The organism is Paenibacillus sp. 11B (assembly GCF_030487755.1).
GTDB lineage: Bacteria > Bacillota > Bacilli > Paenibacillales > Paenibacillaceae > Paenibacillus > Paenibacillus vandeheii.
The window spans coordinates 360,319-376,160 of the sequence record NZ_JAUKNS010000004.1; the positions used below are offsets into that span (position 1 = coordinate 360,319).

The window sequence follows — 15,842 nt, forward strand, 5'->3', positions numbered from 1 at the left end:
CAGATGTGCAAGAACGGCCCGCCTTGTCAGTTATAATCGTGATGCTCTATATGCAGATGAAATTAGTTTTTGTTTTGCTCCACACCGGAGTTTACTTTCAAACGCAATGCATTCAGGCGGATAAAGCCCGTTGCATCCCCTTGATCGTATGCTTGTGTTGGATCAGCTTCCATTGTGGCAATGTCCGGGTTGTACAGGCTGACAGGGCTTTTCACACCTGCGCCAATGATGTTGCCTTTATACAGTTTCACCCGAACGGTACCTGTTACATTTTTCTGGCTTTCCGTTACCAGTGCTTGCAGCGCCAGACGTTCCGGTGCGAACCAGAAGCCGTTGTAAACGAGTGTGCTGTAACGTGTGATCAGGCTGTCACGCAGGTTCATGACTTCACGGTCCATCGTGATGGATTCCATTTTGCGGTGTGCAGTAAACAGAATGGTTCCACCCGGTGTCTCGTATACGCCCCGGCTCTTCATGCCAACAAAGCGGTTCTCAACCATGTCCACACGACCGATACCATGTTTACCACCAAGTTCGTTCAGTTGCTCCATCACTTGCAGTGGGCTTAAACGCTCACCATTCAGTGCAACACAATTACCTTGTTCAAAATCAAGTACAACATATTCCGCTTGATCCGGTGCATCTTCAGGTGCACTGCTGAGCAGGAACATGTCCTTGTTCTCGTCCGTACTTGGGTCGAACCAAGGATCTTCGAGCACACCGCTCTCATAGCTGATATGCAGCAGGTTACGGTCTGTGGAGTACGGTTTAGCCGCCGACGCCGTTACCGGAATGCCGTGTTTTTCAGCATAAGCTATCATCTCAGCACGTCCCGGGAACTGGTTGCGGAATTCTTCCAGACGCCAAGGTGCGATGACTTGAATGTCTGGTGTCAACGCAGCTGCGTTCAACTCAAAACGAACCTGGTCATTCCCTTTACCCGTAGCGCCGTGAGCAATCGCTGTAGCACCTTCTGCACGAGCGATATCAACCATACGTTTAGCGATCAGCGGACGTGCGATACTTGTACCAAGCAGGTACTGTCCTTCATAAAGGGCGCCTGCCTGGAACATTGGATAGATGAAATCTTTGGCGAACTCGTCGCGCAGATCGTCGATGTATACTTTGGAAGCACCTGTAGCGAGAGCTTTTTCCTCAAGGCCGTCCAGTTCATCCTTTTGTCCGATATCCGCCGTAAATGCGATAATCTCCGCATCATATGTTTCTTTCAACCATTTCAAAATTACAGATGTGTCCAACCCGCCAGAATAAGCGAGTACGATTTTTTCCTTAGCCATGTTCAATGGTCCTCCCCAAGTTCAGTTGCTTAATCTATCATCGCGAAATCTATGCCTAAAATCAACCCATTCAGGCAAACAGCGTCTATTCGCTCATTAACGCGGCCATTAACGCTTTCTGCGCATGCAGCCGGTTCTCCGCCTGATCAAAGATCAGGGAGTTTGGACCGTCAATAACTCCGGCACTCACTTCTTCTCCACGGTGAGCTGGCAGGCAGTGCAGGAACATATAATCCGGCTTCGCGCCTTTCATCAGTTCCTCATCCACCTGATACGCGGCGAATGCTTGTTCACGAACCTTCTGTTCCTCTTCAAAACCCATGCTTGCCCATACATCCGTATACACGATATCTGCATCTTTCACAGCTTCCTGTGCACTGTAGGTTACAGTCACTTGCGAGCCGCTCTCCTGTGCAATGCTGCGCGCCTGCTCAACCACTTCGCTGTCAGGCTCATAACCTCCCGGAGTCGCTACTGCTACATGCATACCCATCTTGGCTGCACCAAGCATCAGGGAATGCGCCATGTTATTGCCGTCTCCGACATAAGCCATTTTCAGACCTTCCAGCTTGCCTTTGTGCTCCAGCACGGTTTGGAAGTCTGCGAGTACCTGGCATGGATGTGCTGCATCACTCAGGCCGTTAATAACTGGAACATCCGCATGTTCTGCTAGTTCAGTCACATTATGGTGTCCAAAGGTCCGAATCATGATGCCATCCAGGTAACGTGACAAGACTTTAGCTGTATCATGTGTCGTTTCGCCGCGACCGAGTTGAATATCGTTTTTGCTCAAGAAGAGCGCGTGACCACCTAGTTGGAACATGCCTACTTCAAAGGATACACGGGTACGCGTAGATGATTTTTCAAAAATGAGTCCGATCGTTTTGCCTTGGAGTGGCTGATACGGCACGCCGTTTTTATGTTTGCCTTTAATCTCAATCGCAAGGTCCAGCAAATAGCGAATTTCCTCCGCTGTATAATCTGTAAATTCAATAAAATCACGGCCTCTAAGATCGACCTTCTTGACCTTCTCCGTCTGTTGTGTTTGTGTCATGTTCATTTTGTCCTCCTTATTTCCGGTTCCCTGCACCCGCATGGGCAGAAGAGTGTAGAAGGTTGAGCTCTTGCCATCCGGCTGCTCACTTTCATCTTCCGCTAGTTTACCGCGCGGCTACAGGGATTCATCATCTTGTTCTGGCTTCGAGGCCAGTGAAGGCCCCGAGTCAGAAAGGTTTTATAAAGTCTTATTAAGCGTTCTTCGCCGCCACATGCTCTTCAATTAACGTTGCTACCAAGGATACCGCCTCATCGATCTCTTCCTTGCTCACATACAAGTTTGGAAGCAGACGAATGACATTCGGTCCTGCGGAAACAAAGAGAATACCTCGCTTCTGACCAGCGAGCACGATGTCTCCCACCGCTTCAGCACATTCGATCCCAACAAGCAGACCCATCCCCCGAACTTCTTTCACAAATGAGTTGCCTGCCATACGTTCCCGCAATGAGTTCATCAGGTACTCGCCCATTTCAGCTGCACGCTCTGGCAGTTGATCTTCGAGCATCGTTTCAATCGTTGCAATGACAACCGAGGAAGCGAGCGGTGTACCGCCAAACGTCGTTGCATGGCTGCCCGCAGTAAACGCATCTTTCAGATAACCTTTACCCAGCATCGCACCTACAGGGAAGCCGCTGCCAATACCTTTGGCTACTGTGAAAATGTCCGGCTCAATGCCATAATGCTCATGCGCAAACAGTTTGCCTGTACGTCCCATTCCCGTCTGCACTTCGTCTACAATCAACAGCAGTCCATGCTCTTCACACAGTTTCCGAACGTGGTGGACAAACTCTGGTTTGACCGGATGTACTCCACCCTCGGCCTGCACCATCTCCAGCATAATCGCTGCTGTATTGGGTCCGATTGCCGCTTCGAGTGCCGCTGTGTCATGCAAAGGAACCGTTATAAATCCGGCTGGCAATGGCAAAAATCCTTCTTTCACCTTATCCTGTCCAGTTGCTGTCAAGGTTGCGAGTGTCCGTCCGTGGAAGGATTGGGCAAATGTAATGACTTCGTACCGCCCTGTGCCTTTTACCTTCTGGTGGTAGCGACGAGCCAGTTTAATCGCCGCTTCATTCGCTTCTGCACCACTGTTACAAAAGAACACCGCGTCTGCGCATGTATTTGCTGTCAACAAAGCCGCTGCTTTTTCCTGACCCGGAATCTGGAACAGGTTGGATACATGCCACAGCTCATCAATCTGTGCTTTCAGCTTGGCTCCGACTTTCTCCGGTGCATGGCCCAGACTCGTTACAGCCAACCCGCACATGAAATCAAGATAACGATTGCCCTGATCATCCCATAGCCAGCTGCCTTTACCCTTGACCAGACTGATTGGATAACGCGCGTACGTTTGGAAAAGAGAGCTATCTGTCTGTACCGCTGCACCTGCCGCTGCTACGCCCGCTACTGCTGTGCCAGAACCTGGCTGTTCATTGCCTTTTGCCATCACCTATCACTCCTTATTTGTTGGTACACTCCTAAGGTGAATAAAACATAACACTAGACCACTTCGATTGCAGTCCACCTTCGGAACATATGCATACTCCCACTTCGATGACAGAACAACCTTCCGATCGCTGTTATCCCCAGATTTCTTTAATAAATTTTTAAAGGTGGAAATCCAGTGATAAAGGCGCACGCTCCGCTTCTTCAGGTTGTTTCTGTCCTCTCCGTTCTCGCATTTTTGTTTCTTCAGATTGGTTCTGCACTCTTCGTTATCGTGTTATGCACCCCTTCACAAAACTTCGTGTACAAAATGTTGATTACTCTGGTTATCACAAGTTCGCATTATTGCATACGCACAATTCGGGTTCCGATCGTTTCTCCGCCAAGCACACGGCTCAGGATCTGTGGTTCGCTACCGTCTACGATAACGACCTCACGCACTTTGCCTTGAATACAAGCGATGGCTGCACGCACCTTTGGAATCATGCCGCCATAGATTTCTCCGGTTTGAATCATATCCTCAATCTCCTGTACGGAGACAGTTGCCAATACTCTTTTCTCGCCGCCTGCGGTCTTCATGATGCCAGGGACATCGGTTACTACAATCATCCGGCTAACTCCGAGATGGGAAGCTACGGCACCTGCGGCTGTATCCGCATTGATGTTATAACGCTGACCAGTTGCATCTACACCAACCGGCGCGATAACTGGCATATAGCCCATTTCCACGATTCCTTGAATAATCTCCGCGTTAACGCCCGTTACGTCACCTACCCAGCCTATCTCTGCATGATTGCTAACCGGTTTCGCCTGGATCAGACCACCGTCTACACCCGACAAGCCCAGCGCACGTCCACCCACACGTTGGATCAGACGTACGATTTGTTTGTTAATACTCCCCGCGAGAACCATCTCCACGACATCCAATACAGGTTCCGTTGTCTTCCGCAATCCGTTCACGAACTCGGTCTCAATGCCCAGCTTCGCTAAATTATCCGAGATTGCCGGGCCGCCGCCATGCACGATGACAGGTTGAGTTCCCTGGGACTGTAAGTCACGCAGATCTGCAAAAAAGGAGTCAGGCAACGCCGCCAGCGTGCTGCCTCCGCATTTCATGACAAACGTCTGCTTCTCGGCACCTGCCTCAGCTCCGGTACTCTCATTTTGCAATGTTGAATTCATGAGGGCACTCCTTTCGTTTAAAAAGTTCTAAAGGGCTTAACACTTAATTGATGCGATATTCGGTGGCTGACCGTTCCGAATCCGGATCGTTCTTTTGATCGCTGTTGTCTCCAGGTTTTTTTGAATCCCCTCTTTTGGAGGGGAAAACCCGGAGACAAAGGCGAACGCTACGCTTCTACAGAATCGATTCCGTCTTCTCCACTGCCTTCGCCAGTTATCAACTACCACATAAAGTTCAATCCTTATACATTTTCTATATATTTGCGAAACAGCTTCTCATAGGGAAGCTGTTAACTTCAATAAAATAAATGCGAAATACTTTTACGTGCGGTATGCCGCGTTAATTCTTACATAGTCATACGTCAGGTCACAGCCCCAAGCGATGGCTGTTCCCTCGCCGTGGTGCAAATCGACTACAATGCGTACTGTATCGGTCTGCAAGTAGGCCAACGCTGCTTCTTCGTCAAAAACGACCGGACGAGACTGTGCGAGTACAGAGATATCGCCCAGACGGATATCCACCGTCTCCGGGTTCACTGGCTGTCCTGCGCGCCCTACAGCTGCAATAATTCGTCCCCAGTTGGCATCTGCGCCAAACATGGCGGATTTCACGAGACTCGATCCAATGACAGTCTTCGCAATGGCTTGCGCGGATTCATCACTTACCGCACCGGTTACCTGTACCTCAACCAGCTTGGTTGCTCCTTCACCATCACGCGCAATGGCTTTGGCAAGTACTTCGCACACATAAGTAAATCCAGCAGCAAAAGCTTCCCAGTCCGGATGTTCCGTGGTCAGCTCTTCGTTGTCTGCCAGACCGCTTGTCATTGCCACCAGCATGTCGTTCGTGCTCGTATCTCCATCTACCGTAATCATGTTGAATGTATGATTGGTCGCCTGGCGCAGCAGGCGCTGCAACGCTTCTGCGCCAATGACTGCGTCCGAGGTCATAAAGGCCAGCATGGTCGCCATATTCGGATGAATCATCCCCGATCCTTTGGCAGCACCTGCAATCGTAATCGTTTTGCCGTTCACCTCAACGGCGACGCAGGCTTCTTTTTTCACCAGATCAGTTGTCAAAATAGCTTGGGAAAAATGCTCTGCTTCTCCTGCTTCCTTGCCCAAGCGTGCCGGAAGTCCGCTAATCCCCGAGTGCACAGCGTCCATCTTTAGCAATTCACCAATGACACCTGTGGAAGCGACAGCAACATCCTCTTCCGCTACGCCCAATTCACGTGCAGCCGCCGTACGCATGGCGTAGGCATCCTCTTCCCCCTGTTGTCCGGTACAGGCATTGGCATTCCCGCTGTTCACGATGACTGCCTGAAGGCGTCCATTGCTCAAGCTCTCACGCGTGACTTTCAAAGGTGCGGCCTGGAATACGTTCGTTGTATACACCGCAGCTGCAGTTGCCGGCACGTCACAGCGGATCGCTCCGATGTCGTTGCGTGATGTTTTTTTCAAACCACAATGCAATCCGCCAGCACTGAACCCGCGCGGGGTTACAATCGTTCCGTTCTCAACTATCGTAAAAGCCTTTTGCTCCACATTCGTTTCCATATGTTATCCCCCGTTATGCGTTCGGCTGCATGCCGATTGTCCGCTTGCTTTGCCTGATCCGTCTTCCCCACATGGTTTCGGAATTGCGTCTGGACGCTCCCCCAATTATTCAGCCCTTATGGATATACCGGCGTCATGTTCAGCCCGAGGTTCTCCTCCCATCCCATCATCAGGTTCATATTTTGAATGGCTTGCCCGGATGCACCTTTCACCAGGTTGTCTATGACCGAAATAATCGTCAAACGACCTGTACGAGGGTCAGCTGCAAATCCGATATCACAATAGTTCGATCCGTACACTTCCTTCGTTGAAGGCCAGATCCCCGGCTCACGCACACGCACAAAAGGCCGATTCTCATAATATTTGCGGTACAGATCAACGATTTCACGGTCACTGTGTTCGCCAATTAGATTGGCATACATCGTACTCATGATCCCACGCGTCATCGGCACCAGCTGCGTTGTGAATGTTACTGTGACTGGAGTTCCAGTGATATCGCCCAGCACTTGCTCGATTTCGGGAATATGCTGATGTTTATTGAGTTTGTATGCTTTGAAATTCTCGTTCATTTCTGCATAATGATTCATCAGACTTGTTCCCCGTCCCGCACCCGACACGCCGGATTTGGCATCAATAATGATACTGGTAGGGTCAATCCATCCTGCCTCAACAGCTGGAATTAATCCAAGTAACGTCGCCGTTGGGTAGCAGCCTGGGTTGGAAATAAAGTTCTTGCCCTTCACTTCGTCTCCATACACCTCTGCCATGCCATATACCGCTTGTTCCAACAATGAAGCAGATGGTGCCGGATGTTTATACCACTCTTCATACACCGTTCCATCCTTGAGTCTGAAATCTCCAGAGAGATCAATGACCTTAAGACCAGCCTCAAGCAGGCTTGGAACGAGCTTCGCACTTACACCAGACGGGGTAGCTGTAAACACCAGATCTGCACGACTTGCGATCTCTTCCGGGTCTACGCCGTCGAGCGGCCTCAGAATCACGTCCGTCAAATGCGGGAATCCATCTGCGATGGACTCACCACTGCTGGATGAAGAGATTACCGAAGTAATTTCAACCTGCGGATGGTTCTGAAAAAAACGAATCAGTTCCACCCCGCCGTAGCCGGTGGAACCGACGATCGCCACTTTTAATTTGTTATTCACTCTCGCTCCCCCAATCCTGTTGTATGCGTTATTTATAACTGTTCTCCTGCCCTCAAGGGACGTTCATACAGCAATTCCGTCGCTTCTATGCATATTTGTGTATTATTATACAACTCTAGTTATATAAATACAACACTCTACCATCAATTTAACACGGATAATGTTGTATCCCGAACATATCTTTCCAACATCTGCGGACGAACCCGTATACTTCTGCTAAAATACGTATTATAGGAAACATTACAACCAGGGTCTAATTCATAATCAATCTATACGAGGAAGGGTTTATGAATGGATTCATGATGGTCATTATGAGACATGGGGGACTACAGTGCATATCGAATCCATTTTACTTGTTGTACTCCTGGGCCTGAATATTATTTTCGCAGCAGCGGTCGTTTTCTTCGAACGAAAGGATGCAAGTGCATCCTGGGCTTGGCTGCTCGTCTTGAACTTTATTCCGGTTTTCGGGTTTGTACTCTATCTATTAACAGGGCAAAATCTGACGCGCTACCGGCTTTTCCAGTGGAAAGAGCGCAAGAAGCTCGGGCTTGAAGAACGTATTGCCGCCCAGCTTGAACAGCTGCAAGACAACCGAACACCGTTCCGTAATCAGGCCACAGAGAGCAGTCAGGACATGATTTATATGAACCTGAAGCAGAACGATGCTCTGTTGACTGAAGACAATGCGGTCGAGATTATTACTGACGGGACAGATAAATTCCAAAGGTTACTCGATGATATCGAAGCAGCGCAAGATCATGTTCATGTGCAATATTACATTTATAGAGGCGACCGACTCGGCAAAAGAATAAGGGATGCACTCATCCGCAAAGCGCGGGAAGGGGTCAAAGTTCGTTTGCTGTATGACGCCCTGGGCTCGCGGCGGGTATCCAAACGCTTTTTCAAAGAATTGCGCGAAGCAGGCGGTTTGGTTGAAGTCTTTTTCCCATCCAAATTCAGTCTGATTAACCTGCGTATGAACTACCGAAATCACCGCAAAATCGTCATCATTGACGGTAACCTTGGATATACAGGTGGGTTTAATGTAGGGGATGAATATCTCGGCTTGAATTCCAAGTTCGGTTACTGGCGCGATACGCATTTGCGTATTCAGGGTAATGCTGTTCATGCGCTTCAGACCCGTTTTCTTCTGGATTGGAATGAAGCGTCCAAGCAGCATGATACCCCTTATGTTCCGGCGCATTTCCCTCATATTGAGGGTACAGGAACAACTGCGATGCAGATTGTATCCAGCGGACCGGATGCTGAGACAGAGCACATCAAAAACAGTTATCTGAAAATGATCAATGGTGCCAAACACTCCATTCTCATCCAGACGCCTTATTTTATCCCGGACGCCAGTGTATTTGAAGCCATACGTCTTGCGTGCCTGTCAGGGATTGATGTTCGCATTATGATTCCCAATAAACCGGATCACGCCTTCGTATATTGGGCTACGCTTTCTTACATCGGCGAGTTGTTAAAAGTGGGGGCAACTGTATTTATATACGATAACGGCTTTATTCATGCCAAAACACTCATTATCGACAGTATGGTCGCATCTGTGGGAACCGCCAATATTGACTACCGCAGCTTCCGCCTGAACTTTGAGGTAAATGCATTTATGTATGATGAAGCAATTGCGACTGCTCTTGTGCAGACGTTTGAGCATGATCTTCTTGTATCCCGTGAGATAACGCTTGATGAATACAATAAACGCAGTGTGAAGATCAAATTTAAAGAAGCCATTTCTCGTCTGTTGTCTCCGATTCTGTAGATATAATAGTGATAGTAGATATACAGTAAGTAGTACAGTGATTTTCGTTCAAAAGACAAAACAAAAAGCAAGTACTTCCTTTCCAGCCATGTCTGGTGGAGGAGTACCTGCTTTTTTTTGATTATATGCTTACTTTCTTGTTAGTTAAACGAACTGCTTACACTGCTCTCTGTTATCACGTGAATGTTAAGTTTAATTTATAGATGCCTACTCGCTGTACCTTACACTTCCTCGCGCTTAAAGCCTTCGCCCAATACTTCATGCGCATTGCTAATAATGACAAAAGCCCCCGGGTCAACGGACCGTATCAAGGCTTTCAGTCTCGGCACCTCATTCTGTCCAACGACTACCATCAGAACGGTTCGCTGATCGTCGGTGTAGCCACCTTTTGCCTCCAGCTTCGTCAGTCCGCGATCCAGATCATCCAGAATCACCTTCGTAATCGGTTCGGTCTGGTTGGAAATAATGTAAGCTACCTTCGAGTAACCAAGCCCCATCTCGACGGCATCAATGACTTTTCCGGTAACGTATAACCCGATCAGAGCAAAAAGCGACTGTTCCAATGACAGTACAAAGGCAGCCATAATAATAACTGTAGCATCCATCATCACGACACAAAGGGAATAACTCAGCCCACTGTATTTTTGTACGATCCTGGCAAGAATGCTCATGCCTCCTGTTGAACCTCTCCCCCGATAGACAATCCCAATCCCGAGACCAACTCCAATTCCTCCATAGAGTGAACCTAGGAGCGGATTCGTTGTTGGAATCGCCCAGTCCTTCGTGAGAAATACGAACAAAGGCAGAACGATACTTCCAAGCACAGAACGGATACCATACTGCTTGCCGATCAGGAGAAAACCCGCGATCAGAAGCGGAATATTAATAGCCCACTGAGTGTATGCCGGCTCAAGCCCCAGCCATTGTTTGCCTAATATCGATAACCCGGATACCCCGCCTGACGCAATCTGATTCGGAAGTAAAAATAAATTAAAGGCCACGGCAATCAAAAACGAACCTAATATGATGGATACGGTATCCACTACATTTCTCCATGGACCGTTCAGGGGAATGAGGGTAGTTAGCCTCTTCTTGCGGTTATTGTGTAAATGCTGTTGCTGCTGCATGTCATCGTGCTCTCCTTTTTTTGTATATATGCTCAAAAAAAAGCCCCTGTATATACCCAGCATACGCCTACACGTATCGGGTCTATACAGGAACTTTTGATTAATCGGTTTCTACTTTAATCTGGCTGCGCAAATAACCGTCGATGAATCCATCGAGGTCGCCATCCATTACTGCACCAGTGTTTCCCGTCTCTACGCTCGTACGGTGATCCTTTACCATACTATAGGGATGGAATACATAGGAGCGAATCTGGCTACCCCACGCAATATCCGACTGTTCTCCTCGGATTTCGTCCAGATGCTGTTTTTGTTCTTCAATTTTACGTTCATACAATTTGGAACGAAGCATCGTCATCGCCCGCTCACGGTTCTTGATCTGTGAACGTTCGTTCTGACACGTTACCACCACACCAGTTGGAAGGTGAGTGATCCGTACGGCTGAGTCTGTGGTATTGATATGCTGTCCACCCGCGCCGCTCGCACGGTACGTATCGATCTTGAGATCTTCTGTTCGAATGTCCAATTCAATCGTGTCATCAATCTCAGGAACCACATCACAGGATACGAAGGAAGTATGTCTGCGTCCCGAGGAGTCAAAAGGTGAGATTCGCACCAATCGGTGAACACCCTTTTCGGCTTTCAGATACCCATAAGCATTATGCCCTTTGATGGATAATGTGACACTCTTGATTCCTGCTTCATCTCCTGCCAGATAATCCAGCACCTCAACCTTGAAGCCACGCTTCTCGGCCCAGCGTGTGTACATCCGCATCAGCATCTGTCCCCAGTCCTGAGACTCGGTACCACCAGCACCCGGGTGAAGCTCTAGAATCGCATTCATCTTGTCATACGGCTGGTTCAGTAGAAGCTGTAGCTCGAACTCTTCTACCTTGCTCACGATGGCTGTCACACTGTTACCGATCTCCACAGCCAGATCATCATCGCCTTCTTCGTCAGCCAGTTCTGCCATCATGACCGCATCGTCATAATCCTGCTGCAGTTTGGTGTACTGGTCCACAGAACCCTTCACCGCGTTCAGCTCAGCGATTAAGGCTTGTGCCTTATCATTATCATCCCAGAAATCCGGGGCGGACATCTTCACTTCGAAGTTCTCAATCATCTCTTGCTTGAGATCTAAGTCAAAGAGACCCCCTAAGATTTGTTAGTTTCTTGCCTATTTCACGCAGGTCCTGCTTCACGCTTGGATCGATCATGTGCAATTCCTCTTTTCATTAAGATAAGCTCCCCGCATCCAGGGCATTCCTCCAGATCAAGTATCTGATGCTTCACCTTGGAGTCTCGGTCACCTTTCTATCGGCAATCCTCTTCTCCATGATCATGGTCACATAGTTATAACTATGCACCAATTACAGGTTATGCATCCTTCACTTGATCAATTAGAATACCCGGCTGCAAGGAGCCGTTCATGTCATTCTATTTAAGTTGAGCCAGCATTCGTTACACCTTACCACTCCGATTGCAATAGCATCTTTCGATCGCTCTTATCTCCAGATTTTTTGATTTCCTTTTTCAAAGGTGAAAATCCGGGGATAAAGGCGAAGCGTATGCTTCCGATGCAGTTTTCTTCCAGAAAGCTTTTAGCTCCGCTTCTCCAGATTGCTTCTGCACTCTCCGTTATGGTGTAAAAAATTCAGATCCAACTTATACACAGGGTATATAAGAGGAGCTTTGTACTACTCTTGACCGTGGCAGTGTTTGAACTTTTTGCCGCTACCACATGGACAAGCATCGTTACGTCCGATTTGGTCAGACACTTTTACCGGACGTTTCTCCGTAGGTTCGCCGCTTGTCGAGATCTGACTTTCGTCAACAACCGCTTGACGCTCCTGGTTGCTCTCGATTTGCGCTCTCATCACATAGGTTGCCACTTCTTCCTGAATCGAAGCAATCATCTGATGGAACATTTCGAAGCCTTCGAACTGGTACTCACGGAGTGGATCTGTACCGCCGTAGGCACGAAGGTGGATACCTTGACGCAATTGATCCATCGCATCAATATGATCCATCCATTTGCTATCTACTGCGCGGAGCACAACCACTTTCTCGAATTCACGAACCATCTCTTCACCGATTCGCTCTTCACGTGCATTGTACTTGTTCTGAACTTTCTCAAACAGGTAGTCGATAATCTCTTCGGCTTCCTTGCCCCACAGGTCATCTTTCGTTACTGAGCCTTCATCCAGCAATTTGCTATTCATGTAGTCGGCAACTTCCTGCAGTTCCCAGTTTTCCGGGATATCGTCACTACAATGTGCTTCCACGATACGTTCAATGGAAGGCTTGATCATATCCATAACGATCTGTTTGATATTCTCGGACTCAAGCACCTCACGGCGTTGTTTATATATAATTTCACGTTGTTGGTTCATGACATCATCATATTGGAGAACGACTTTACGTACGTCAAAGTTATTACCTTCAACCCGTTTTTGTGCCGACTCTACCGCACGGGTAATCATCCGGCTCTCAATCGGTTGGTCTTCTTCAAAACCAAGGCGCTCCATCATGTTCAGTACATTGTCTGCACCGAAACGTTTCATCAGCTCATCACCCAGTGACAGGTAGAACTGTGTGGAACCCGGGTCACCCTGTCGTCCTGCACGTCCACGCAGCTGGTTATCAATCCGGCGAGATTCATGACGCTCTGTACCGATGATGTGAAGACCGCCCACTTCAGCGACACCTTCGCCCAGGATAATATCTGTACCCCGTCCAGCCATGTTAGTAGCAATCGTCACCGCTCCTGCTTGACCTGCACCTGAGATGATTTCCGCTTCTTCAGCGTGGTACTTGGCATTCAATACCTGGTGTCTGATTCCACGGCGTTTCAGCATGTCCGAAAGACGCTCGGAGTTCTCAATGGAAACCGTACCAACCAGAACCGGCTGGTTCTTGCTATGACGTTCCACGATTTCTTCCACAACCGCTTTGAACTTACCATCAATGCTCTTGTACACCACATCAGCCATATCATCCCGTTTGTTCGGACGGTTGGTTGGGATCTGCAGTACTTCGAGACCGTAGATTTTTTTAAACTCTTCTTCCTCGGTCTTCGCTGTACCCGTCATTCCCGCAAGTTTGCGGTACATCCGGAAATAGTTCTGGAATGTAATCGTAGCAAGAGTCATGCTCTCGTTCTGTACTTCAATGCCTTCTTTGGCTTCAATCGCTTGGTGCAATCCATCGCTATAACGACGTCCTGCCATCAAACGGCCTGTGAACTCATCGACGATCAGTACTTCTTCATCACTCACCACATAGTCAACGTCACGACGCATGATTACGTTCGCTTTCAATCCCTGTACGATGTGATGGTTGAGCGTAACATTGGCATGATCATACAAGTTTTCAATACCAAATGCTTTCTCCGCCTTCGCCACACCCGCTTCAGTCAGCGCTACGGATTTCACCTTGATGTCCACCGTAAAGTCTTCTTCTGGAACCAACCGTTTCACGAAACGGTCGGCTGCATAATACAGGTCCGTTGATTTCTGAGCTTGTCCGGAAATGATCAAAGGCGTACGTGCCTCATCGACCAGAATGGAGTCCACTTCATCAATGATACAGAAGAACAATGGACGTTGTACCATCTGCTCTTTGTAGAGCACCATGTTGTCACGCAGATAGTCAAAGCCAAATTCGTTATTGGTTCCGTACGTAATATCACATGCATACGCATGTTGTTTCAAAGCATGGTCCATACCGCTCAGGTTAACCCCAACCGTCATGCCCATGAATTCATAAATTTGTCCCATTTCCTGGCTATCCCGTTGAGCCAAATAATCATTGACCGTTACCACGTGTACACCTTTGGACATCAATGCATTCAGGTATACCGGGAGTGTTCCTACCAGTGTCTTACCTTCACCCGTTTTCATTTCTGAAATCCGGCCTTCATGCAAAGCAATGCCTCCGAGCATCTGTACGTCATAATGACGTTTGCCCAATACACGACGCGATGCCTCACGTACGGTTGCAAATGCCTCCGGAAGAAGTTCATCTGTTGTTTCTCCCTTTTCAATGCGGGCACGGTATTCATCCGTTTTGGATTTCAGTTGTTCATCAGACAGAGCCTGAAATTGTGGTTCCAGTTTATTGATCACATCGACTGTCTTCATCAGACGTTTAACATCACGTTCGTTCATGTCGCCGAAGATCTTTTTGACAAGTCCTAGCATGGTATACCCCTTTCGTGCAAAACAGAATAGACCCCCTGCTGCCGCCACGCGACACCATCGGATGGATAAGAATCCACTTGCCCGGGGGTGACAAACGATATAATTTGAGCTTACTGAAGGTTACACTCCATTACTCAGCTGGCAGAATGTCCTTCCGATCGCTGTTATCCCCCGATTTCTTTACCTCCTTCTCAGAGGGAGAAATCTGGGGATAAAGCGTATGCTTCCGATGTAGCTTTCTTTCAGAAAGCTTTCAGACGAACGCTTCGCTTCTACAGGTCATTTCTGCCCTCTTCGTCATCCGTGTAAAAATCAAATTCAAATTATATGAAGAAATAATAATATACGATGAATCAACTCCAGGCTTGCCAAGGTTCCCTCATGAAGCTGATTCGGTATTCAACCGGATCCGGTTATTAGAAATAAGCCGAATACCGAGCCTTATGAATCATGTTCATGGTGCTGTGCCTGTCATTGATTATGATTAGCGATCATTCGTTGACAATTCCTCATCAGGACAATGATTCTCTTGCATAAATTGTAACAGTTTGTAAGGGTCGCCGCAACACGCCACGGCACACTTCTTTGAACTTTCGAAGCCTCTCCGATGGAGTTTAAGTGCAAAAAATCATAGTCGTTAGCGGAAGCCCTTAATTCTAACATTTCATTTTCCATTTAGATAAGCCATGTTAACGAATTTTGGTGGTAAATTTGGATTAAAATCTCAATGTTGAGAAAAAGAACATATCTGAGAATTATATCAACGTTGACATCTTCGTGCCTATGAAAATTTAATATACCCATTACACGGATCTGTCGCATTCCTACTATCTATTAGACGCAGCAGCACGGGAAATAGTTTCACAATCTTGCATCAGCGACTTTTTTCCAGCCCCCGCCGCGCGCCAAAGAGCCCCCATCCCATAAAGGATGAAGGCTCTTGTTAGTTTTTTCAATTCCAATGCAGGAAGCCATTGTGTCCCTGTCTTTATTCGTTATCATTAAGTAATCACTTTTTCTTTTCACA

The 15,842-nt window shown here is 47.9% G+C and carries 10 protein-coding genes; 1 reads left to right on the forward strand and 9 read right to left on the reverse strand.

Going from position 1 to position 15,842, the window contains the following annotated elements:
- Positions 1-62 precede the first annotated feature (62 nt).
- The 6 genes from Q0V21_RS18510 to argC all read right to left on the reverse strand — a co-directional run bounded on the left by Q0V21_RS18510 (position 63) and on the right by argC (position 7,709).
- Entirely contained in the window at positions 63-1,298 is a 1,236-nt protein-coding gene (locus Q0V21_RS18510; protein ID WP_079350374.1) for an argininosuccinate synthase, read from the reverse strand.
- 85 nt (positions 1,299-1,383) lie between these two features.
- The gene (gene argF, locus Q0V21_RS18515; RefSeq protein WP_301880016.1) at positions 1,384-2,352 is read right to left on the reverse strand and encodes an ornithine carbamoyltransferase; all 969 of its coding nucleotides are present in this window, start codon (positions 2,350-2,352) and stop codon (positions 1,384-1,386) included.
- Positions 2,353-2,545: 193 nt separating this feature from the next.
- A complete protein-coding gene (locus Q0V21_RS18520; RefSeq protein ID WP_301880018.1) occupies positions 2,546-3,802 on the reverse strand; it encodes an aspartate aminotransferase family protein in 1,257 nt (418 codons plus the stop codon).
- A 341-nt stretch (positions 3,803-4,143) separates the two neighbouring features.
- The gene (gene argB, locus Q0V21_RS18525) at positions 4,144-4,983 is read right to left on the reverse strand and encodes an acetylglutamate kinase (RefSeq protein WP_301880019.1); all 840 of its coding nucleotides are present in this window, start codon (positions 4,981-4,983) and stop codon (positions 4,144-4,146) included.
- A gap of 321 nt (positions 4,984-5,304) precedes the next feature.
- Positions 5,305-6,543: a bifunctional glutamate N-acetyltransferase/amino-acid acetyltransferase ArgJ gene (argJ, locus tag Q0V21_RS18530; RefSeq protein ID WP_483312381.1), complete on the reverse strand. Its 1,239-nt coding sequence runs from the start codon at positions 6,541-6,543 to the stop codon at positions 5,305-5,307.
- A 116-nt stretch (positions 6,544-6,659) separates the two neighbouring features.
- Positions 6,660-7,709, reverse strand: a complete 1,050-nt coding sequence (gene argC, locus Q0V21_RS18535) for an N-acetyl-gamma-glutamyl-phosphate reductase (protein ID WP_301880020.1) — start codon at positions 7,707-7,709, stop codon at positions 6,660-6,662.
- A gap of 331 nt (positions 7,710-8,040) precedes the next feature.
- Between argC and cls the strand changes: the two genes are divergently transcribed.
- Positions 8,041-9,489 (forward strand): cardiolipin synthase, encoded by a 1,449-nt coding sequence (cls, locus tag Q0V21_RS18540; protein WP_079350370.1) that lies wholly within the window; start codon positions 8,041-8,043, stop codon positions 9,487-9,489.
- A gap of 221 nt (positions 9,490-9,710) precedes the next feature.
- Here cls and Q0V21_RS18545 read toward each other — a convergent pair whose 3' ends face one another.
- The 3 genes from Q0V21_RS18545 to secA all read right to left on the reverse strand — a co-directional run bounded on the left by Q0V21_RS18545 (position 9,711) and on the right by secA (position 14,815).
- Entirely contained in the window at positions 9,711-10,616 is a 906-nt protein-coding gene (locus Q0V21_RS18545) for a YitT family protein (RefSeq protein WP_024631595.1), read from the reverse strand.
- 100 nt (positions 10,617-10,716) lie between these two features.
- Positions 10,717-11,830, reverse strand: a protein-coding gene (gene prfB / locus Q0V21_RS18550) for a peptide chain release factor 2 (protein ID WP_301880022.1) whose coding sequence is annotated in 2 segments (ribosomal slippage) — positions 10,717-11,757 and positions 11,759-11,830 — 1,113 coding nt in all. Because the reading frame shifts where the segments join, the coding sequence is not laid out codon by codon here.
- 480 nt (positions 11,831-12,310) lie between these two features.
- Positions 12,311-14,815 (reverse strand): preprotein translocase subunit SecA, encoded by a 2,505-nt coding sequence (gene secA, locus Q0V21_RS18555; protein ID WP_079350368.1) that lies wholly within the window; start codon positions 14,813-14,815, stop codon positions 12,311-12,313.
- Positions 14,816-15,842: the final 1,027 nt, after the last annotated feature.

What these genes read in the sequence shown, in the direction of transcription:
- Q0V21_RS18520 (WP_301880018.1), bottom strand. Translation starts at nt 3,802, where the DNA reads ATGGCAAAAGGCAATGAACAGCCAGGTTCTGGCACAGCAGTAGCGGGC.
- secA (WP_079350368.1), bottom strand. Translation starts at nt 14,815, where the DNA reads ATGCTAGGACTTGTCAAAAAGATCTTCGGCGACATGAACGAACGTGAT.
- argB (WP_301880019.1), bottom strand. Translation starts at nt 4,983, where the DNA reads ATGAATTCAACATTGCAAAATGAGAGTACCGGAGCTGAGGCAGGTGCC.
- Q0V21_RS18510 (WP_079350374.1), bottom strand. Translation starts at nt 1,298, where the DNA reads ATGGCTAAGGAAAAAATCGTACTCGCTTATTCTGGCGGGTTGGACACA.
- Q0V21_RS18545 (WP_024631595.1), bottom strand. Translation starts at nt 10,616, where the DNA reads ATGCAGCAGCAACAGCATTTACACAATAACCGCAAGAAGAGGCTAACT.
- argJ (WP_483312381.1), bottom strand. Translation starts at nt 6,543, where the DNA reads ATGGAAACGAATGTGGAGCAAAAGGCTTTTACGATAGTTGAGAACGGA.
- argF (WP_301880016.1), bottom strand. Translation starts at nt 2,352, where the DNA reads ATGACACAAACACAACAGACGGAGAAGGTCAAGAAGGTCGATCTTAGA.